Annotated in this window: 20 protein-coding genes; 9 read left to right on the plus strand and 11 right to left on the minus strand. The window is 70.9% G+C overall.

All coding sequences use genetic code 11. The features are described from left to right. The first annotated feature begins 40 nt into the window (after nt 1-40). From ACFKCF_RS19760 to ACFKCF_RS19775, 4 genes are all read left to right on the plus strand, one after another. A complete protein-coding gene (locus ACFKCF_RS19760) occupies nt 41-439 on the plus strand; it encodes a MerR family transcriptional regulator (protein ID WP_394495472.1) in 399 nt (132 codons plus the stop codon). Further along, entirely contained in the window at nt 436-1,245 is an 810-nt protein-coding gene (locus tag ACFKCF_RS19765) for an NAD-dependent epimerase/dehydratase family protein (RefSeq protein WP_394495474.1), read from the plus strand. The genes ACFKCF_RS19760 and ACFKCF_RS19765 overlap by 4 nt, the downstream gene beginning before the upstream one ends. A gap of 60 nt (nt 1,246-1,305) precedes the next feature. Then, entirely contained in the window at nt 1,306-2,064 is a 759-nt protein-coding gene (locus tag ACFKCF_RS19770; protein ID WP_394495475.1) for an IclR family transcriptional regulator, read from the plus strand. 77 nt (nt 2,065-2,141) lie between these two features. Beyond that, nucleotides 2,142-2,978 (plus strand): SMP-30/gluconolactonase/LRE family protein, encoded by an 837-nt coding sequence (locus ACFKCF_RS19775; protein ID WP_394495477.1) that lies wholly within the window; start codon nt 2,142-2,144, stop codon nt 2,976-2,978. On the opposite strand, the gene ACFKCF_RS19780 is transcribed toward ACFKCF_RS19775, so the two are convergent. The 4 genes from ACFKCF_RS19780 to ACFKCF_RS19795 are packed head-to-tail and all read right to left on the minus strand — an operon-like array spanning nt 2,968 to nt 7,269. Beyond that, complete coding sequence (locus ACFKCF_RS19780) at nt 2,968-3,777, minus strand: carbohydrate ABC transporter permease (RefSeq protein WP_394495479.1); 810 nt, start codon at nt 3,775-3,777, stop codon at nt 2,968-2,970. The two genes, ACFKCF_RS19775 and ACFKCF_RS19780, sit on opposite strands and share 11 nt — an antisense overlap. Further along, nucleotides 3,774-4,700, minus strand: a complete 927-nt coding sequence (locus tag ACFKCF_RS19785; protein WP_394495481.1) for a carbohydrate ABC transporter permease — start codon at nt 4,698-4,700, stop codon at nt 3,774-3,776. Before ACFKCF_RS19785 ends, ACFKCF_RS19780 begins: the two co-directional genes overlap by 4 nt. Further along, on the minus strand, nt 4,697-5,983 hold the full coding sequence (locus tag ACFKCF_RS19790) for an ABC transporter substrate-binding protein (RefSeq protein ID WP_394495483.1): 1,287 nt from the start codon (nt 5,981-5,983) through the stop codon (nt 4,697-4,699). The genes ACFKCF_RS19785 and ACFKCF_RS19790 overlap by 4 nt, the downstream gene beginning before the upstream one ends. Next, a complete protein-coding gene (locus ACFKCF_RS19795) occupies nt 5,980-7,269 on the minus strand; it encodes an alpha-glucosidase/alpha-galactosidase (protein WP_394495485.1) in 1,290 nt (429 codons plus the stop codon). The genes ACFKCF_RS19790 and ACFKCF_RS19795 overlap by 4 nt, the downstream gene beginning before the upstream one ends. A gap of 241 nt (nt 7,270-7,510) precedes the next feature. Between ACFKCF_RS19795 and ACFKCF_RS19800 the strand changes: the two genes are divergently transcribed. The 3 genes from ACFKCF_RS19800 to ACFKCF_RS19810 all read left to right on the plus strand — a co-directional run bounded on the left by ACFKCF_RS19800 (nt 7,511) and on the right by ACFKCF_RS19810 (nt 10,912). Continuing rightward, nucleotides 7,511-8,458 carry an endo alpha-1,4 polygalactosaminidase gene (locus ACFKCF_RS19800; protein WP_394495487.1) on the plus strand — a complete coding sequence of 316 codons (948 nt, stop codon included), beginning with the start codon at nt 7,511-7,513 and terminating at the stop codon, nt 8,456-8,458. 593 nt (nt 8,459-9,051) lie between these two features. Continuing rightward, nucleotides 9,052-10,134: an alanine racemase gene (locus ACFKCF_RS19805; RefSeq protein WP_394495489.1), complete on the plus strand. Its 1,083-nt coding sequence runs from the start codon at nt 9,052-9,054 to the stop codon at nt 10,132-10,134. Nucleotides 10,135-10,147: 13 nt separating this feature from the next. After that, nucleotides 10,148-10,912: an SDR family NAD(P)-dependent oxidoreductase gene (locus tag ACFKCF_RS19810; RefSeq protein WP_394495490.1), complete on the plus strand. Its 765-nt coding sequence runs from the start codon at nt 10,148-10,150 to the stop codon at nt 10,910-10,912. Between the two features lie 84 nt (nt 10,913-10,996). Here ACFKCF_RS19810 and ACFKCF_RS19815 read toward each other — a convergent pair whose 3' ends face one another. Continuing rightward, nucleotides 10,997-11,608 carry a TetR/AcrR family transcriptional regulator gene (locus ACFKCF_RS19815; RefSeq protein WP_394495491.1) on the minus strand — a complete coding sequence of 204 codons (612 nt, stop codon included), beginning with the start codon at nt 11,606-11,608 and terminating at the stop codon, nt 10,997-10,999. Nucleotides 11,609-11,630: 22 nt separating this feature from the next. Between ACFKCF_RS19815 and ACFKCF_RS19820 the strand changes: the two genes are divergently transcribed. Further along, the gene (locus ACFKCF_RS19820) at nt 11,631-12,548 is read left to right on the plus strand and encodes an NAD-dependent epimerase/dehydratase family protein (protein WP_394495492.1); all 918 of its coding nucleotides are present in this window, start codon (nt 11,631-11,633) and stop codon (nt 12,546-12,548) included. 233 nt (nt 12,549-12,781) lie between these two features. On the opposite strand, the gene ACFKCF_RS19825 is transcribed toward ACFKCF_RS19820, so the two are convergent. The 6 genes from ACFKCF_RS19825 to ACFKCF_RS19850 form a co-directional block, all read right to left on the minus strand. Next, nucleotides 12,782-13,840, minus strand: coding sequence for a VWA domain-containing protein (locus tag ACFKCF_RS19825; RefSeq protein WP_394495494.1), 1,059 nt, complete (start codon nt 13,838-13,840; stop codon nt 12,782-12,784). After that, nucleotides 13,841-14,803, minus strand: a complete 963-nt coding sequence (locus ACFKCF_RS19830; protein ID WP_394495495.1) for a VWA domain-containing protein — start codon at nt 14,801-14,803, stop codon at nt 13,841-13,843. A 40-nt stretch (nt 14,804-14,843) separates the two neighbouring features. Beyond that, complete coding sequence (locus ACFKCF_RS19835; protein ID WP_394495497.1) at nt 14,844-15,731, minus strand: DUF58 domain-containing protein; 888 nt, start codon at nt 15,729-15,731, stop codon at nt 14,844-14,846. A 3-nt stretch (nt 15,732-15,734) separates the two neighbouring features. Beyond that, nucleotides 15,735-16,724: an AAA family ATPase gene (locus ACFKCF_RS19840; RefSeq protein WP_394495498.1), complete on the minus strand. Its 990-nt coding sequence runs from the start codon at nt 16,722-16,724 to the stop codon at nt 15,735-15,737. 29 nt (nt 16,725-16,753) lie between these two features. Then, nucleotides 16,754-17,470, minus strand: coding sequence for a S1C family serine protease (locus ACFKCF_RS19845; protein ID WP_394495500.1), 717 nt, complete (start codon nt 17,468-17,470; stop codon nt 16,754-16,756). Between the two features lie 889 nt (nt 17,471-18,359). Further along, on the minus strand, nt 18,360-18,725 hold the full coding sequence (locus ACFKCF_RS19850) for an SAM-dependent methyltransferase (RefSeq protein WP_394495502.1): 366 nt from the start codon (nt 18,723-18,725) through the stop codon (nt 18,360-18,362). Here ACFKCF_RS19850 and ACFKCF_RS19855 point away from each other — a divergent pair. Further along, entirely contained in the window at nt 18,651-19,556 is a 906-nt protein-coding gene (locus tag ACFKCF_RS19855; protein WP_394495503.1) for a hypothetical protein, read from the plus strand. The genes ACFKCF_RS19850 and ACFKCF_RS19855 overlap by 75 nt on opposite strands. Nucleotides 19,557-20,444: the final 888 nt, after the last annotated feature.

Raw genomic sequence — 20,444 nt, forward strand, 5'->3', positions numbered from 1 at the left:
AACCGTGCCGGTTAATGTACACATGAAGTCAAGCGAGGGGATGCCCATCGGAGAGCTGGCGGAGCGGTTCGGCCTGGAAACGCATGTCCTGCGCCATTGGGAGAGCGTGGGCCTGCTGGAACCCGCGCGGCGCGCGGGTGGTCAGCGTGCCTACGATCAGGCCGACCTCGAGCGGGTGGCGCTGATCCTGATGGGCAAGGAGGCCGGCTTCACGCTGGGCGAGTTGCGCGTGCTGCTGTCGGCCGCCGATCCGATGGACCACCGGGACCTGCTGCGCCACCACGTCCAGGAGCTGGAACGGCGCATCTCTCGGGCCCAGGCCGCCAAGGAGCTCGTCGAGCACGCCCTCGCCTGCCCGCACAGCTTCGCCGAGTGCGAGCACGCCCGTGAACAGATCGCCGGCCGCATCCCGGAAAACATGGATAAGAGATCATCATGACCAGACTCCCCGAACACGTCCTCGTGACCGGAGCCGCCGGAAACATCGGCCAGGCGCTGCGGCGCACGCTGCTGCCGAAGATCGCGCGGGTACGCCTGTCCGACCTCCGCGACGTCGGGCCCCTGGCCGCGCACGAGGAATTCGTCCCGGCCGATCTCCTGGACCTCGACCAGGTGCGCGCCGCCGTGCGGGGCACCGAGGCGGTGATCCACCTGGGAGGCGTCTCCGACGAGGCCGGCTTCGACTCGATCAAGGGCCCCAACCTGGAGGGCGTCTACAACGTCTTCGAGGCGTGCCGCAGGGAAGGCGTCCGGCTCGTCGTCAACACCAGCTCCAATCGCATCACCGGCTTCCATCCCGCGGGCACGGCCCTCGACGGGCAGGAGGCCGTGCGGCCCGACGGCCTGTACGGCGCGGCCAAGGCGTTCGGCGAGGCCCTGGGCAGCCTGTACGCCGACCGCTTCGGCCTCGACGTGATCTCCGTACGCGTCGGCTCCTTCGAGGAGCGCCCCAGCGAACCGCGCCACCTGCACACCTGGCTGAGCCACGACGACGCGGCACGGCTCTACGACGCCTGCCTGACCGCGCCGCCCGGCACGGGCCACGTGATCGTCTACGGCGTCTCGCGCAACACGCGGTCGTGGTGGACGCAGAACGCCGCGGCGAGCGCCCTCGGCTACCGGCCGATGGACGACGCGGAGGACTTCGCGGCCGAGCTGGGCGCCTACACCGAGCCCCACCAGGGAGGCCGGTACACGCGCTACGAGTACGGAGGATGGGCCACGCGGCCCGGCGACACCCGCTGACTGGAGTCGTTCCGCGATACGCGCTAGCCTTCCATAAAGCGGAACAGGGAGGCGAGGGCAGTGGCCGACGGGCAGTCCCCGGTGGGAAGCGTCGATCGCGCGCTGCTGATCTTGCAGGAGATCGGCAAACACAGCAGAGGCGTTACGCTCGACGAGCTCGCCACCAGGCTCGGCCTGCCCAAGAGCTCGCTGCACCGGCTGCTCGGCGCCCTGAAGCACCGGGGGTTCGCCGCGCAGCCGGAGCCCAGCGGGCCGTACTTCCTCGGCACCGAGATGCTGGCCACGGCCTTCAGGTTCTACGAGACGATGGACCTGCGCAGCCTGGTGCGGCCGCTGCTCCTGCGGTTGAGCGAGGAGTTCGCCGAGACGGTGCACATGGCCATGCTGGACGGCGGCGAGGTCGTCTACCTGGACAAGGTGGAGGCGGTGCGGACGATCACCATGACGTCTGTGGTGGGCGGCCGCAACGCCGCCCACTGCACGGGCGTCGGCAAGGCGCTGCTGGCCTGGACGTACCCGACGGACGAGGCCATCAAGGCGTGGACCGCCCAGTACGGCCCGCTGGCCACCAGGACCCGTAACACCATGACCAACCCCGCCAAGCTGGCCACCCACCTCGACCAGGTGCGCCGGCGCGGCTACGCGCTCGACCTGGAGGAGAACGAGCCGGGCGTGCGCTGCGTGGCGGTCCCCGTCTTCCTGGGCAGGACCGCGCCGGTCGCGGCGGTGAGCGTGACGGCGCTCAAGGACCGGATGCCGCCGGCCAGGATGGAGGAGATCGGCCACAAGCTGCGGCAGGCGGTCGCCGAGCAGGTCTGACGCACGCGCGTGGGCGACGGCGCCATGGCGTCGCAGAGCTATGGAATCACATTCCGCCATACGGACAGGAGTAAGGGATGAGGCTGGAGGCGGTGCCGGTCCCCCGGGCCCGGCTGGGCGAGGGTCCGCGGTGGGACGCGAGCACGGGGACGCTGTTGTGGGTGGACATCCCGGCGGGGCTGGTGCACCGGCTCGATCCGGCCGGCGACGAGCAGGAGACGATCGATGTGGGGCAGCCGGTGGGCGTGGCGGTGCCCCGGGTGCCCGGCGGGCTGGCGCTGGCGGTGCGCGACGGCTTCGCCGTCCTGGACGGCGGAGAGCTCGAGGTGGTGGCGGCGGTGACCGCCGGCGAGCGGCCGGGAAACCGGATGAACGACGGCGCGTGCGACCGCGCCGGGCGCTTCTTCGCCGGGACGAAGGCCGAGGACGACACCCCGGGGGCGGGCAACCTGTACCGGATGGATCCCGATCGCCAGTGGGAACGCCTCCTCGACGGGGTGACGATCTCCAACGGCATCGGCTGGAGCCCCGACGAGCGGCTGCTCTACTACGTCGACACCCCCGCCGGCCGGGTGGACGTGTTCGACTACGACCCGGCGACCGGAGGGGTGGCCGACCGCCGGACGTTCGCCGAGCTCCCGCAGCCCGACGGGCTCACCGTGGACGCCGCCGGGCACGTGTGGGTCGCGCTGTGGGGCGGGGGCGCGGTCGTGCGGCTGCGGCCCGACGGCGGCCACGACCTGACCGTGGAGGTGCCGGCCACCGATGTGACGAGTTGCGCCTTCGGCGGGCCCGACCTCGACGTGCTCTTCGTGACCACCGCGTGGGACGGCAGGACGGGCGGGGAGCTGTGGCGGTGCCGTACCGCCTTCACCGGGCTCCCCGCCAACCCGTACCGCGACCTCAGCCCTTGACCGCGCCGGTCAGCGCCTGGACGAAACGGCGCTGACCGAACAGGAACACGGCCAGCACCGGCAGCGTGGTCAGCACCGTGCCCGCCATGATGGCCGGCCAGTCGGCCCGGTGCTGGCCCTGGAAGGTCGTCAGCCCCGCCTGCACCGTGTAGTTGGCCTCGGAGTTGATCGCCACCAGCGGCCAGAACAGGTCGTTCCAGGCCGTGATGAACGTGATCACGGCCAGCGCGGCCATCGCCGGTCTGGCCACCGGCAGCACGACCCGGAAGAACACGCCGAAGCGCGAGCAGCCGTCGATCCGCGCGGCCTCCTCCAGTTCCTTGGGAAACGACTGGAAGAACGAGGTCATCAGGTAGATGCCCACGGCGGAGGCCAGCGACGGCACGATCAGCGCGCCGAGCGTGTCGGTCAGCCCGGCCTCGCTGAAGATCAGGAACGTCGGGATGACCGTCAGCTGGAACGGGATCAGCGCGGTGGCGATGACCAGGATCAGCAGCGTCTTGGAGCCGGCGAACCTGATCCTGGCGAAGGCGTACCCGGCCATGCTGCACAGCACGAGCTGGGCCGCCACGATGGCGCCCGAGACGATCACGCTGTTGAGGAACCAGCGCGGGAAGTTCGAGCGCTCGACGACCGTGCGGTAGCCGCCCAGGTCCACGGCCTCGGGCCAGATCGCCGGCGGGAACCGGTTGAGCTCGGCCTGGGTCATGACGGAGCTGAGCAGCAGCCACACGAACGGCAGCACGACCACCGCCGACATCGGCACCAGCACCAGGTGCCACTTGCTGGGCGGTCTCATCCGGTGGCTCCCCTCCGCCGGGCGATCAGCAGGCCCGTGACGATCAGCACCAGGGTGCCGGCGAACAGCACGTACGCCACGGCCGCGCCGTACCCGGCGGTGTTGAAGGTGAAGGCGAGCTGCCAGACGTAGTAGACGATGGTCACGGTCGCGTTGGCCGGGCCGCCCTTGGTGGTGGTCATGACCAGGTCGAAGAACTGCAGCGCGTCGATCATGCCCCAGACCGTCAGGAAGATCGTCATCGGCCGTACCGACGGGACGATGACGTGCCTGAAGGTGGCCCACGACCCGGCTCCGTCGATCGAGGCGGCCTCCAGCACCTCCTTGCTGATCTCCTGGATGGCCGCCAGGTAGATCACCACGGCGAATCCGAACCGCGTCCAGAAGAAGATCAGGGTGAGCACCAGCATGGCCTGCGACGGGTCGCTCAGCAGCCCCTGCACCGGCAGCCCGAGCTTGACGAGCAGGCCGTTCATCAACCCGAAGTCCCGATCGAAGATGTAGCCCATGAGCAGCCCGGTGGCGGTGGCCGAGACGATGTACGGCACCAGGAAGCAGGTCCGGTAGAACCCGATCCCGCGCACCTTCCTGTTCAGCAGCACGGCCACGACCAGCCCGGTGACCAGGGAGGCCGGGATGTAGAGCACCAGCAGCAGCCCGGTGTTGGCCACCGCCTGGAGGAACACGGCGTCGTCGAGCAGCGCCCGGTAGTTGGCCAGGCCCACGTTCGTGCCCGGCGTCATCAGGTCGGAGTCGGTGAACGACAACGCCAGCGCCCAGGCCATGGGCACGAGCGAGAACCCGAGGATGACCAGCGACGCGGGCCCCGAGAACGACCAGCCGGCGACGTTGTCGCCGAGCCTGCGCCGGTCGCGGGGCTGCCGGTGCCCGGTGCGGGCGGCGCCGAGCGCGGTGCTGCTCATGATCCCGGTACGGCCAGCGCGGCGTCCGCCTTGCCGGCCGCCTGGTCCAGGGCGGTCTTGGCGTCGCTCTTGCCGAGCAGCGCCTGGGCGATGGCCTCGGCCACGAACGCGGACACCCGGGGGTATCGGGTGGTCGGGGGCCGGACCCGTTTGGCGTTGGCCAGGTTCGCCGAGATCACCTCAATGCCCGGATATTTCGCGACATAGTCCTTATAACCAGGCAGCTTGGTGATCGACTGGCGGATCGGCAGCGAGCCCGTGTCGTTCATCCACTCCAGCTGCTGCTCGGCCGCCGTCAGCCAGGCCAGGAACGTGGCCGCGGCCTTGACCCGGCGCTCGTCGTGCTCGAACACCACCCAGTTGTCGGGCCCCGAGATCGTCTCGTGGTTGCCGTTGGTGCCGGGCAGCTGTGCGACGCCGTAGTCGACCTTGGCCGCCTGCAGGTCGGGCAGCACCCAGGGACCGGTCATGAACATGCCGAGCCGCCCCGACTCGAACAGCTTCTGCCCCTTCTCCGCCGGGCTGGAGTCGAGATAGACCGACTTGTCGTCCACGGCCATGTCCCGCAGCCTGCCGAGCGCCTGCTGGCCGGCGGCGGAGTTGAAGGCGGCCTTCTTGTGGTCGGGCGTGAGGATGTCGCCGCCGGCCTGCCAGAGCATCGGCCACAGGCCCCAGACCGCCTCCTCGCCGCCGCTGATCGCCCAGGTGGCGCCGAAGACTCCGTCCTCGGCGCTGGTGACCTGCTTGGCCCTGGCCCGGAAGTCGTCCCAGGTCCAGTCCGGCCCGGGCGCCTCGACACCGGCCTTGGCCAGCAGTTTCCTGTTGTAGAGGACCACCATGTTGTCGACCACGGCGGGGAAGGCGATGACCTTGCCGTTGACGGTGACGGACTCCCGCTCGCCGGCCCAGAAGTCCTGCCAGTCGATCGCCGGGTCCTTGACGATCTCGGTGAGGTCGGCCGTCTTGGGGTTCCTGGCGATGTTGGGGGTCCAGGAGCCGTACAGGTAGGCGATGTCGGGATAGGCGTCGGAGGCGAGCGCCGCGGTGAGCTTGGGCAGCATCCCGTCGGCCGTGGCCCCGCCGGACTCGGTCTTCACCTTGATGCCGGGGTGGCCCTGGTTGAACCGCGCGACCAGCTTCTCGATCGACTTGGCGGAGGTGTCCTCCTGGCCGTGCCAGATCGTGATCTCCACGGGGCCGCCGGCCGCCTGCTCCTGGCCGCCGCCCGAGCAGCCGGTGACCACCAGGGCGAGGAGCAGGGCGGCGACCGGCGCGCGCCTCATCGGACGCCCTCGGGGAGCAGGTCGCCGTGGGCGGCGATCATGTCGTCGACGAGGTCGTGGATCTGCTGGAGCGTCAGCGTGGCCGAGGCGTTCGGATCGAGCATGACGGCGTGGTAGACGTGATCGCGGCGGCCCTCCAGCGCCGCGCGCACGGTCAGCTCGCCGACGTTGAGGAACGTCCGGTTCAGCGCGGCGAGCTGGGGCGGCAGCGCGCCGATGCGGGTCGGGCGCATCCCGGCCCGGTCCACCAGGCACGGCACCTCGACGCAGGCGTCCTCGGGCAGGTTGGAGATCAGGCCGCCGTTGCGCACGTTGCCGTGCACGACCCTCGGGGTGCCGGTCTCGATGGAGTGGATGACCTCCGAGGCCAGCTCCCCGGCGGGCTCGATCTCGACGCCCTCCCCGGCGGCCAGCCGCCGCCTGGTCTCCTCGTACGTGCCGAGGTTCTCCTGCGACCACTGCAGGTAGATCTCGACGGGGATGCGGAAGTGCTCCACCTGGTCGTCGTGGTGCAGGAACCAGGGCAGGTACTCCGAGCCGTGCTCGCTGCTCTCGGTGGGGAAGTGACCGAATCGGCGGTACATCTCCACCCGCACGGTACGGCGCAGCTCCGGGTCGCGGGCGATGACCTCGTCGAGCACCGGATACAGGTCCCTGCCCTTGTGCTCGAACTTCAGCACGAACGCCTGGTGGTTGGCCCCGGCGGTGACGAACGACACCTCCTTCTCCGGCACCCCGACGAGCGAGGCGAGCCGGGCCTGGGTGTCGCGTACGGAGTGGCAGAGCCCGACGACGTTCCTGAACGCGGTCCCCTCGTAGACGGCGCGGGGGATCATCGCCATCGGGTTGGTGTAGTTGAGCAGCAGCGCGTCCGGGGCCAGTTCGGCCAGGTCCGTGCCCAGGGCCACCATCACCGGGATCGTCCGCAGCGCGCGGAAGACGCCGCCGACGCCGAGGGTGTCGGCGATCGTCTGCCGCAGCCCGTAGCGGCGGGGGATCTCGAAGTCGATGCGGGTGGCCGCGTGGCCGCCGACCGCGATCTCGTTGATCACGTAGTCGGCGCCGTCCACGGCGGCCCGCCGGTCGAGGTGCGCCTCCACCTTGGCGCCCAGGCCCAGCTCGGCGACCATCCAGTTCGCCATGGCCTCGGCCGTGGCCAGCCGCTCGGCGTCGATGTCGTGCAGGACCAGGGTGGACTCCCCCAGCTCGGGGAAGGTCAGGAGGTCGGAGAGGACGTTCTTGGTGAACTCGACGCTGCCCGCGCCGATGAACACGATGCGTGCCATGGGGCTGTTTCCCTCCATTGAGCACGGCGGGCATGGGCCCGCTGCGTGCGGGTGAGTATAACCACGCATCCACCATGCAGACCAGGATTCCATCATCCGGAAAACGATGGTTTGGCGGATATCGCTGGCAAGGTGCCTGCTCTTATGGGATTCTCAACATCAAGATCGAATCGATCACCTCGTCAACCGTGCGTTTCCCTCGTCGCGGAATAGCATTCCGCATTACGGAAGGAGTCATGCATTGAACCTCCGGACTCTCTTAACCCGGTTCGCCGTCGCCACGGCCCTGATACCGGCCTCCACGACGCTCCTCGCGACCCCCGCCCAGGCGGCGGAGTCGGCGGCGATCTGGCGTCCGCCGGTGGACAGCCGCTGGCAGTACCAGCTCCAGGGCAGCAAGGCCTACGCCGCCACCGGCGGCGTCAACGTCGACATCTGCGGGGTCCCGCAGAGCGGCGGGGCCTGCGTGCGGCCGAGCGTCTTCGACATCGACCTGTACGCCGCCGAGGAGGTCGCCGGTGACAACAGGACCCTCAACACGGCGGCCGTCAAGGCCATCCACGCCCGCGGGGCCAAGGCGATCTGCTACATCGACGCCGGCTCGATCGAGGACTTCCGGCCCGACTACCAGCAGTTCGTGGACTTTCACAAGAAGAGCGGCAACTCCCTGCTGGGCAAGCCGTTCAGCGACGAGTTCCCGAACGAGCGCTGGGCGAACATCAACAACGACAAGGGCCAGCGCGACTTCCTGCTGAAGATGATGGCGGCCCGCGTGGACAAGTGCGTCCAGGCGGGGTTCGACGGGGTCGAGTTCGACGTCGTCAACGCCCACGAGGAGGGCAGGTCGGTCACCGGCTGGACCGTCTCCCCCGCCACCCAGCTCACCTACAACCGGGCCCTGGCCGGCCTGGCCCACGACCGCGGCCTGTCGGTGGCGCTGAAGAACGATCTCAGCCAGGCCGAGGAGCTGGTCTCGTCCTTCGACTACGCGGTCAACGAGGAGTGCTTCCAGTTCGACGAGTGCTCGGAGCTGAACGTCTTCGTCAAGGCGGGCAAGCCCGTCTTCCACGTGGAGTACGAGATCTCGCCGGCGAGCTTCTGCGCCAAGTCGAAGACGCTGAAGTTCAACTCCCTGAAGAAGCCCGAGGACTACTCGCTGTACGACAAGCCGTACAAGCCGTGCAGGTAACGACGGCCTACCGGCGGATTCCGGGACACGCGCCGCAACGGCGGCCCGCGGCCCCCGTCCCGGCCCGCCCGGCACAGCGACCGCCAGCGGCCCCGGGCCCCCACGCAACATAGCGGCGGCCCGCAGCGCCCGGCCCGCCCCGTCGGCGGCCACGGCACACGGCCGCGCCGACGATCGGCCGGCCACCGCACCGCACCACCGGCAGCCGACCGCGCGGGCCGGCCGCCAACCGCAGCCCGGCCGCCCGCCATCGCCCGGTCGCCCGCCGGAGCCCGGCCACCCCTCGCAACCCGGCTCAGGGGCGCGCGCCCCACCGAGGCGCCGGAAGGCGGCGGCGTGACGTTCCAGGTCCGCCGCCGGCCCGTCGAGCCGGAGGCCGGGCGCCTCCGGCCGGGGCCGCCGCCCCCACGGGTCGCCGACTCTCATGCCTACTCCTCGTTCTGTGATACGGAATGTAGTTCCGAATCCGTGCCAGAACACCAGGAAGCAAGACCGCTGTCAAGAGCGACTTCTATTCCATATCTCGGAACGCTGGTGCACGATTCGGAATGGATGCTATTTTTGGGGAAATCTTCCGAAGGGGCGGTCCACCGATGTACCCCGAACTCGACACTCCGGCGCTCGTCATCGACCTCGACGCGGTCAGGGCCAACATCATGGAGATGGCCAAGTCGGCCGCCAAGCACGGCGTCAGGCTGCGCCCTCACATCAAGACGCACAAGATGCCCGAGCTGGCGCGGATGCAGCTCGACGCCGGGGCCGGCGGCATCACCTGCGCCAAGCTGGGCGAGGCCGAGGTGATGGCGGACGCCGGGATCGACGACATCCTGCTGGCCTTTCCCGTCTGGGGCGAGCCCAAGCTGCGCCGCCTGGCCGCACTGCGCGAGCGCGCCAGGATACGGGTCAGCCTCGACTCCCCCGAGGTGGCCGCCGGGCTCGGCCGGCTGGGCGGCCCGCCGGTGGAGGTGCTGGTGGAGGTGGACACCGGTCAGCACCGGCTGGGCCGCCCGCCCGGCCGTCCCACCGCCGACCTGGTCGCCGAGATCGCCGCCGTCCCCGGCGTCGAGGTGGTGGGGCTGCTCACGCTGGCCGGCCACGCCTACCACGCGCGTACGCCGGCCGAGCTCGCCGAGACCGCCCGCCGCGAGGGCGCCGACCTGGTCGCGACCGCCGAGCTGTGCGCCCGCGACGGCATCGAGCTGCGGGAGATCAGCGTCGGCTGCACCCCCACCGCCCGGCACGCGGCCGGCGTGGCCGGTGTGACCGAGATCCGGCCCGGCACCTACATCTTCAACGACACCGCGATGATGCGCCTGGGCGTGGCCACCGAGCAGAGCGCCGCGGCCCGCGTGCTGGCCACCGTCATCGCCAGGCCGGCACCGGAACGGGTCGTCTTCGACGCGGGCACCAAGTGCCTGACCTCCGACGGGAGCGGCACGCCCGACTGGATCAGGGCCGCGGGCCTGCCGTACCTGCACATGGAGTTCCTCAACGAGGAGCACGCGGTCGCCCACCTGGAGCCGGGGCACCACCACGAGCTGCCGGTCGGCACGCGGGCGCAGCTCATCCCCGGCCACGCCTGCTCGGCCGTCAACCTCTTCGACCTCGCCTACGGCGTCGAGAACGGGCAGGTCACCACCGAACTCCGCGTCGCGGCTCGCGGCGCGGTCCGCTGAGGAAAGGGACATCATGCGGGGACTGGCCGGCAAGCGGGTGCTGATCAGCGGGGGCAGCAGCGGCATCGGCGCCGCGACGGCCCGCAGGTTCCTGGAGGAAGGCGCCAGGGTGCTGCTGGGCGGGCTCGAACAGGCCGAGGTGGACGACGCGGTGGCGGAGCTGTCCGCGCTGGGCGAGGTGGGCGGGCTGGCCGGCGACGTCAGCGCGGAGGCCGACGTGACCCGGCTGGTGGAGGGCGCCATCGCGGCGCTGGGCGGCCTCGACGTCCTGATCAACAACGCCGGTACGGCCTGGCGCGAGCCGTTCCTGGAGATCACTCCCGGCCACTGGGACCGGATCATCGCGGTCAACCTGCGCGGCATGTTCCTCGTCGCCCAGGCCGTGGCCCGTCACCTGGTGGAGCAGGGCACGGGCGGGGTCATCCTCAACATGTCCTCCACCAACGGGCTGGGCGGCGAGGCCGACTACGCCCACTACAACGCCTCCAAGGGCGGCGTGCTGCTGCTCACCAGGACGATGGCCGTGGAGCTGGGCAGGCACCGCATCCGCGTCAACGCGCTGTGCCCCGGCTACATCCAGACCCCGCTCAACGCCTCCATCTCGGCCGGGCTCTCGGGCGACTTCGTCACGTCGTACGAACGCGACCACATCCCCCTCGGCAGGGCGGGGCTGCCGGAGGAGGTCGCGGCCGGCTACGCCTTCCTGGCCTCCGACGACGCCGCCTTCATCCACGGCACGGAACTGGTCATCGACGGAGGGCAGCTCGCGATCATGTGACTCGCCCCACGTCCTGGTCGCCGCCAAGGCGTAGCCGGCCCGCCGCACGGATGACGACGCCCCGGCGGCACGCCTACGGGCCCGTCAGCGCAGTCGAAGCGTGGCGGCGGCGTGCTCGACCCAGGCGGCGAGGAACCGCTCCGGGTCGAGACCGCCCGGCGTGTGGCCGATCATGGCCCGCAGCAGCGGATAGTAGGTCAGGGACGCCAGCAGCACGGCCCCGGCCGCCTCCGGATCGTCGACGTCGGCCTTGCCCAGCGCCTTCTGGGCGGCGATCCAGGCGGCCCCTTGGGCGTACACGCTTGCCAGCACCCCCTCCCACATGCGCTCGAACAGATCGGGGAACCCGTCGTACTCGCGCAGCATGATGCGGATGAGATCGCGGTCGCCCTCCAGCGACTCCCAGACCACCCGTGCCATGCGCTCCAGCGCCGCGCGCCCGTCCTCGTCCGCCGGCCGCCCGGCCGTGGCCGCGGCGGCGCGCCGGGCGACGGCCTCCATGTTCTGCCGCACGGCCTCCTCCAGCAGCGCCCGTTTCGACGGGAAGTGCTTGTAGAGCGCGCCCGAGCCGGTGGTCAGCCCGCACGCCGCCTGGATGTCGGCGACCGAGGTCGCGGCGTATCCGCGGGTGGAGAACAGCCGCACCGCCTCGTCGATGAGCCGCTGCCGGGTGACCCCCGGTGTCGTCCTCGCCATAGTGAGAGAGTACTCTCTTTCCATGCGAGTGTTCGTCACGGGCGGCACCGGCGCGATCGGCCGCCACACGGTCCCTGCCCTGCTCGCCGCGGGGCACACGGTGAGCGCCCTTGCCCGCACGCCGGACAGGGCGGCCGCCCTCAGCAGCCAGGGCGCCACCCCCGTCGCGGTGTCGCTGTTCGACCGCGAGGCGCTGACCTCGGCCTTCGCCGGGCACGACGCGGTGGTCAACCTGGCCAGCGCGATCCCGCCGATGAGCAAGTTCATGAGCGCCGGAGCGCAGCGCCGGAACAACCGGGTGCGGACCGAGGGCTCGGCCGCCATCGTGGACGCCGCGCTGGCCGCCGGCGTCGGCCGGGTCGTCCAGGAGTCGGTCAGCATGGTCTACCGCGACCAGGGCGCGCGCTGGATCGACGAGGACGCGCCCGTCGATCACTACCCGATGACCCGCGGCAACTTCGCCGCCGAGTCGAGCGCGCGCCGGTTCGGCCGGGAGGGCGGCGGCGCGGGCGTGGTGCTGCGGTTCGGCTGGTTCTACGGACCGGGGGCCGCGCACAGCGAGCAGATGTACGCCCAGGCCCGCCACCATGTCGGCATGGTGCTCGGCCATCCGGACGGCTACGTGTCCTCCATCCACGTGACCGACGCCGCCGAAGCCGTCGTCGCCGCGCTCGGGGCGCCCGCGGGCACGTACAACGTGGTCGACGACGAGCCGCTGACCAAGCGGGAGTATGCCCGCGCCCTCGCCCGCGCCGCCGCCACCCGCCTGTGGGTCAGCGTGCCCGGCCGCGCCGCCTACCTCTTCGGCGACCGCCTCACCTCGCTGACCCGCTCACTACGGGTCGGCAACGCCCGCTTCCGCGCGGCCACCGGCTGGGCCCCGCGCTACCCCAGCGCCCGCGAGGGCTGGCGGGCCACCGCCGCCGTCCTCGCCTCATGACGCCGCATCCCGCACGTCCTTGTTCCCGGCGATCGCACCCTGTCGCCCGCTCGCCGGCCTGGCGCGGTCGTCCAGCCGCCAGGCTCCCGCTGACGTCGCCGCGCTCGGCGTGACCAGCCGGCTCCCGGTCGCCTCGGGCCTGCCGGATCCGCGGCTGCGCCCTTGCCATCGTCCGCAGGGCCGGTGCCGGCGGGTCCGGCCGTATGGTCAAGGCCCCACCGTCTGGAGATACGTCAGCGGGCCGGGGTGCGGGGACGGTTCCACCAGAGGGACAGGGACAGGGCCGCGGTGATGAGGACGGCGCCACCGGCGGCGAAGGCGGCGGCGGTGTCGACCCGCTGGTGGATGACGGTGAAGCTGCCGGGAAGGGCGTTGAGGGCGCTCTGGAGCTGGTCGGCGTTCTCGGCGCGGTGGTAGGAGCCGCCGGTGGTCTGGGCGATCTGCTTGAGCGCGGGCTCGTCGATCAAGCGGACGTTGCGGCCCCGGTCGAAGCCGCCACGGCCGCCGAACCCACCGCCCCAGCCGCCGAAGCCGCCGTCGAACTGTGAGTTGTCGCAGACCATCGGGGCCGGGTTCGTGGTGCCGAAGCCGATGGTGAAGACGCGGACGCGGCGCAGGGCCGCCTCCTGGGCGGCGGTCCGCGGGTCGACGCCCTGAGTGTTGGCGCCGTCGGTGAGCACGACGATCGCGGCCCCGGCGTACCCTCCCGCGCCGCCGTCGCCGGGGTTCGCCCCGGTGGGGGCGACCGACGGGTCGACCTCGGCGATCGCGTCGATCGAGGTGAGCATGGCCTGCCCGATCGCGGTGCCGCGGGACACGGTGAGGCCGTCCAGCGCCTCGATCAGCGAGTCGGTGTCGTCGGTGGGAGGGACGAGCAGCCCCGCGGTGCCCGCGAAGGTGACCAGGCCGATGCGCGGCCCGCCCCGCTGCGACTCGATGAAGTCCGCGGCGGCCTTCTTGGCGGCGGTGATGCGGTTGGGGTCGACGTCCGTGGAACACATGGAGCCGGAGGTGTCGAGCGCGAGCAGGATCGTCGCCGACGTCATCGGCACCGGCACCGACGCCTGCGGTCGCGCGGCCCCGACCGCGAGCAGCGCGAGCCCGGCGATGAACAGTGCCGCGGGGATCCTCCGCGTCCACCGCGTACCGCCGGGCAGGGCGCTGCGTACGAGCGCGATCGAGGTGACCCGCACGGCGGCCCGCCGGCGGCGCCGCCGCGCCCACCAGCGGACGGCGAAAATCAGCGGGATGATCAGGACGGACAGCAGCGCCCACGGCCATGACAACGACATTCAGATCACCCGTCCAGACCGGAGCACGGTGAGCGCCGCTCCCCCGGTGAGCAATGCGAGGGCGAGCCCGATCAGGGGGCCGGCGAGAGGCAGCGGCTCGTCGGAGACGGTGAGCCGCAGATCGATCGTGTCGGCGATCCCGTCGAGCCGCGCGGTGTCGGAGGCGGGGTGGTAGGCGCCACCGGTGGTCTGCGCGATCGAGGTGAGGGTGTCCTCGTCCAGCGAGGTCTGCAGGCGGTAGCCGTCGACCTGCACCGTCGCCCCGGCCGTGGTGCCGACCCCGACGGTGTGGATGTGGACGCCCGCCTTCTGGGCCACTTCGGCGGCCGGTTCGACGGCCGGTTCTGCGTTCCCGCCCCGGTTCTGGCCGTCGGAGAACATCACGATCGTCGCCGACGGCCAGTAGCCGATGTCGGGTGCGGCGCCGTCGCGGCCGATGGTCACCTGCTTGCCGGTGATGGCCGCCAGCGAGGCCATGATGGCCGTCCCCAGCGAGGTGCTGCCGGCGATCTTCAGCCGGTCGATGGCCTTGAGCGCGATGGAGTGGTCGGCATCGGGGCGCGCGGTGGTGAGCCCGCCCTGTGCGAACGCGACGACTCCGACGTCGACGCTGTCGGGCTGCGCCGCCACGAACGCGCGGGCCGCCCGCTGCGCGGCCGCCAGCCGGGTGGGCGCGACGTCGTCGGCGCCCATGCTGTTGGAGACGTCGATGGCGAGGATGACGGTGCCCGCGCTCCGCGGGACCGGCACCATGGCCGCCGGCCCGGCGGTGGCGATCGCGAGCACGGCGACGCCGGCGATCGTCAGGCCGCTACCGAGGTACGCCCGGCGCCCGCCCGGCACGGCGACGCCGGCCGCGGCGAGCGCCGCCGTCCGCCGGCGCGCCGAGACGACGCTCGCCCAGACGAGCGCCGCCGTGACGAGCAGTCCGACAGCCAGCAGCAGCGGGGAGGACAGGGTCATGAGCCTCCTCCGTGTCCCTTGATGACCTCGGCGAGCTCGGTCATGGCGACCGGTCCCGGGTCCGGGCGACGACCTCGACGAGCGCCTCGGCCAGATCGCGGTCGGTGTCGATGCGGTGGACGGGCACCCCTGCCCGGCGCATGCCCGCCGCGAGCCGGGCGTCGCGGGCGTCGACGGCCTCGCGGAAGCGGACCCGCAACAGCGGGTCGGCGGAGTCCACGACGAGCTGCTCGCCGGTCTCGGCGTCCTCGACCACGATCAGCCCGGCTTCGGGCAGCACGTCGTCGGCGGTGTCCACGATCCGCAGGGCGACCACCTCGTGCCGCCGGGCCAGGCGCTGGAGCGAGCGCTCCCAGTCGCCGTCGCCGATGAAGTCCGACAGCACGACGACGAGCGCCCGGCGGCGCGCGAGCCGTCCGGCCGCGTCGAGCATCTCCGCCAGGTCGGTGGTGGCGCCACCGCGCGCCGTTGCGGCGGTGCGTTCCAGCTCGGCGCCGATCCGCAGCGCGTGCCGCCGGGACGTGCCGGGCGGCACGACGCGCAGCATCCCGGTGTCGAACAGCAGCGCGCCGACGCGGTTACCGCCCCGTCCGAACAGCCGGGCCAGGACGAGCGCGAGCTCGGCGAGCACGTCATGCTTGCCACGCCCCGGCCGGCCCGCCAGCATCGACGCCGACCGGTCGAGCACGAGCCACACCGTCAGCTCGCGGTCCTCGGTGAACACCCGCAGGTGCGGCTCGTCCAGCCGTGCGGTCACGTTCCAGTCGATGTGGCGGGCGTCGTCGCCGTCGCCGTAGGCGCGCAACCCGGTGAAGTCGATCCCGGAGCCGCGGTGCGCGGTGCGGTGGGCGCCCTGGAGCCGGCCGTCCAGCCTGCGGACGACCTTCCACTCCAGGCGGAGCAGGAGCTTTTCGGGGGCGCTGGCCATGGCTCAGCGGTTCTGCAGGACGACGTCGGGCGCCCGGACCGCGCCGAGCACCCTGGTGATGATCGTGTCGGCGTCGACGTCGTCCGCCAGGGCCTCGTAGGACAGCACGAGGCGGTGGCGCAGCACGTCGAGCGCGAGCTCGGACAGGTCGTGCGGCAGGACGTAGTCGCGCCCGCGCAGGAACGCCAGCGCCCGGGCGCCCGTGACGAGCGCGATGGACGCCCGCGGGCTGGCCCCGTACGTGACGTACCGTTCCAGCTCGCCGAGCCCGGCCGTCGCCGGGGAGCGCGTCACGGAGACCAGCCGTACGGCGTAGCCGACGATCGCCGGATCGACGTACACCTGCTGCGCGCGGGCCCGCATCGCGATCAGGTCCTCGGCCGTCACCATCGGCTGCGGCGGCTCGGGCGGGCGCAGCGACCGTTCGACGATCGCCTGCTCCTCGGACTGCGTCGGATAGTCGACGACCACCTTCATCATGAAACGGTCGACCTGCGCCTCCGGCAGCGGGTAGGTGCCCTCCGACTCGATCGGGTTCTCCGTCGCCATGACCAGGAACGGCTCGGGCACCCGGAACGTCTCACGCCCGATCGTCACCTGATGCTCCTGCATCACCTCCAGCAGGGCGCTCTGCACCTTGGCGGGGGCACGGTTGATCTCATCAGCCAGCAGCAGGTTCGCGAACACCGGGCCCAGCTCGGTCTTGAACTCCCCGGAATGCTGGTGGTAGACCCGCGTACCCACGAGATCGGCCGGCACCAGGTCGGGGGTGAACTGGACGCGCTGAAAGCTCCCGGCGATCGCCGCGGCCAGCGATCTCACCGCGAGCGTCTTGGCCAGCCCCGGGACACCTTCCACCAGCAGGTGACCGTCGGCGATCAACGCGACGGCCATGCGCTCCAGCAGCACGTCCTGCCCGACGATCGTGCGCTTGACCTCGAACAGCACCTGTTCGAGCGGGTGAGCGGACTCGGGGGACTTGGTCGAGGTCATGGTCTTCCTTCTCCAGACGCATCGGTCGGTCAAATACCAGGTCCCGGCGGGCCGTCGCCTTCATCACCGCCCAGGGCCAAGCCGATCGGCACCGCGAACGCGATGCCCGCGAACGCCTCGTCGCCTCCCGGATCGGCGATCGAGACAACGATCCCGATGACCAGGCCACGAGCGTCCAGAAGGGGACCGCCGGAGCTGCCCGGGTTGACGGAGGCGTCGAACTGGATGAGCCCACCCAGGTCGCGATCTCCTTCTTCGGTGGTCCGGTTCAGGCCCGACACCACGCCGGTGGAGACGCTGTAGGTCAGGCCCAGCGGATTGCCGATCGCCACCACGGGCGCGCCCACGGCCACGGCGCCGCCGAGCGTCGCCGGGACGACGATCTCCGGCAGCTTCGCGGGCTTGAGCGCCGCGACGTCGCGCTTGGGGTTCGACGACACGACGACGGCCTTCGCCTTGGTGCCGTCCGCGAACGTCACCCTGACGTCCTCGGCGTCTTTCCCCTTGGTGCCTCTGACGACGTGGTACGCCGTCAGAATCGTCCCGTCCTCGGCCGCGATCACCCCGGTTCCGAGCGACTTCCCGGCCTGGATGACCACCACCGACGGCCCGGCCCTCTTGAAGACCTCGGCCGTCGCGAGCGTCGCGCTGGGCGTCGGCGTCGCGCTCGGCGAGGGCGCGGCCCTTTCGCCGTTCCCACCGCTGCTTCCCAGCCAGTACGCCAGCACCGCCACGACGACAAGCACGCCGCCCCCGGCGACAAACCACCGAGCCCTCCCGGCCCCGGCTCGCCGAGCCTCGGCCGCACCGACCTCCTGCGGCACGTGCTCCATCGCCCCATATTCATAAAACTCAGCTCAAAGTGCCACAAAATCCACCTGAGAACTCCATGAGAACCGGCCCCGCAGCCCAACGCGCGCACGAGACTCGCGGCGCCAACCGCCCCTCAGAGAGCCGGGCCGATCGCCAGGCTGCAGCGGGTGCCCCACGTCCAGAGGGCGACGCCGGTGCGACCAACGCAGGCGCCCCACCGGCTGCCGCGAGCCGCCGCTGCGCATTTGCCGGGTGAGCGCCGGCTTTCTGGGCCCAGTGGCCTAGGGCGAGGCTGAGGGCCAGGTCGGCCACGATCTTGCCGGGGTCGTGGACCGCGCGGGAGGAGCGCCAGCGTTGCAGGCCGGCGGACAGGGCCGTGTCCAGGCCGGTGACACGCAGCGTCTGCAGGAGCAGCAGGCCACCCGCGTGGGAGAGGAGCCCGGCAGCGTCGGCGGATGCGGTGATCTTGCCGCGCGAAGCGATAGTCTTCACTTGGAAAGTGCCTTCTGATTTGGTGTGGACAGGACTCTCGACAAGCCCCATCCTCCCAGCTCAAAGGCACTTTTCTTATGTGAACGATCAAGCGTGGTGAAATTCACCGTGAAAGCCCGAGGCTAGTGCCGATGGGAGGGATGATCATCGGCCATGACGGTCGCGGGCGTTGCGGCGTGTCGGGACGGAGGAGGCGTTCCTGGCGCTCGGCCTGCTCGGACTTACGCGGGGGTGTGATGCGCCCTGACCGGCGTCTTGGCGTTGAGGAACGGTGTAGTCAGGCGCGGCGGCCTCGGCGCTGCTGCGTTCAACGCTCCGACCTGGGGCCTCTTATGGCTTGCGTGCGATCCCGCACCACTGCTCGACCTCGACCGGCAGGCTGCCGTCGTACTCTGGCTCAGGGCGCCACCGTGAGCACGAGACCCAGCCTGGTTCCACCACCTCAAGGCCGTCGAAGAACTCAGCGATTCGTTCCGGGGTCCGCAGCTTGAGTTTCGGCTGAGCGTCGATATTCCATACGCGGACCGCTTCGGCGGTGGCCTCGCCGTTGACCGCTGTGGTGGTGTTGGCCACTGCCACGTAGCTTCCGGTCGGCACGGCGGTCAGTAGCCGATCGATGATGTGCTGCAGTTCGTCGTCGTCGCTGACGCCTCGACCCCCATCCGTCAGGTATCCGCTTATCCAAGCCGGATCCACTACCCGGGGGCGCCGCTGCCCCGCTGGTGGCAGATCGAGGACGGCAAGGTCGACATCGGCGGCTACCCACCGGACCGTTCACACTTCGCGACGCTGCTGCTCATCGACCTCATCATGAACCAGTCCGACGACTGGTTCAGCTTCCCCATCGAGGCCCTCGCCGGTCACATCATCACACTCTCCGATGTCACCGTGATCGACTCCTTCGACGAAAAGTGGCAGCTGTCCCCGCCCGCCGACGGCTGGAGTCTGTTCGCCACGGAGGGCCTTGGCCCGCAATCACTGGCGGTGTGGGCAACAGCCGCAGCCCCCCTGGCCGGACCAGTCCTCGACGAAGTGACGCTTGGCATCGATGAGGACGCCAACCTCGTCTGGGCCGTCGAACAGCGCATCCGCGGCCGGGACATGCCAACTTCCGACGACCCGCACCCAGCACCGCCCGTAATCGTGAACGCGACCGGGCGGCCAAGCTTCACCTACCAAGTGGCCACACGAATTCCGCCGCGCTGGCACCCGTATCCTATTGAGGAGATCGCGGACCGTCGACGATTCGTCCAAGGCCGGGCCGCCAACCTGTCTACCGAGCACACCCCGCTGCCCGAGCCGGAGAGCGATCTGCTGCGCGTGTCCGACGTCCATCGGATCCACCAGATCGAGCCCGCCGCCATCCCGACCGATGGCGTGCGGCTGGAGCGGCGCGCGATGCTGGCCCGGCGCACCGACGGAACGCCCCTGTTGTGGACCCAGCGCCGCCGTGTCCCGCTGCTGACGCCTCCGGCCCTTAGGCTCCGCTATGACGTACTCGAACCCGAGCCTCCCGTGACGACATGACGGGACCAGCCTCCCACGTCGGCAAGGATCGACTCTACGGCTGCGCGACGTATCGCCTAGCCGCCAGGAGCCGAGTGGCGCTTCCTACCCCTACCCGACCGACCGCCTGGAGCAGGGACGGCGCCAGTTCACTCACCAAGGGCTCGATCAAGCTCTGAAGAGCGTTTCCCAGTGAGGCCGTCGAGCCAGAAACCCTGGTTGATCGGATTCCTCTGACGATCTAAGCCTTGTTGATCTCGGCCTTGGCTCGTGCCCGTGAGCTTTGTCCCTGGGGCGTCCGGTGTTGTCTGGTCTGCCCTTTTGATCACGGGGTGGTGGGGACGGATGACGCGGGCGGGCCAGGTGTATCTGGGCGTAGGCCAGCGCCACCAGCCAACTCCACCGACTCGCCTGGGCCGGAGACAGCGGGGTGTGGGCCGTCCAGGAAAGATCTCGCTTTCCGAACCGGAAATGGTGCTCGGTGGTGAAGCGGTGCCCGTACGCCCCGGCCAGCAGGGCCAGGTCGAAGGCGCCGGAGTGACCGGCCCACCACAGCCACCAGGTCTGCACGTGCGACGCTGGGGTGGGCCCGTTCGCGGCGGATCAAGGTGCCCTCCACGATGCCAGTGCCCTCCCATGTGCGGCGGGGCCGCGGCTCGGGGTGCTTGCGATGCCAGCGGCTGCCGTCCGGGGCGCCGATGCGCAACTGCTCATCGGGCTCGCCCCAGGTGCCGGGCTCGTCCAGGGCCAAGCGCGGGCCATGCTTCTTCGGCGCCACCCCGCCCCGCATCCCAGGCAAGGGCGGCGCGCCGAAGAAGGGGTGCCACCGGAATACGGCTGGCATGGGCCGCCGAGCGGCAGGGACATCTCGGACACAGGTTTTCGGACGGCGTTCGCGCAGGTGAGCTC

The organism is Nonomuraea sp. JJY05, assembly GCF_043496855.1.
Classification (GTDB): Bacteria; Actinomycetota; Actinomycetes; order Streptosporangiales; family Streptosporangiaceae; genus Nonomuraea.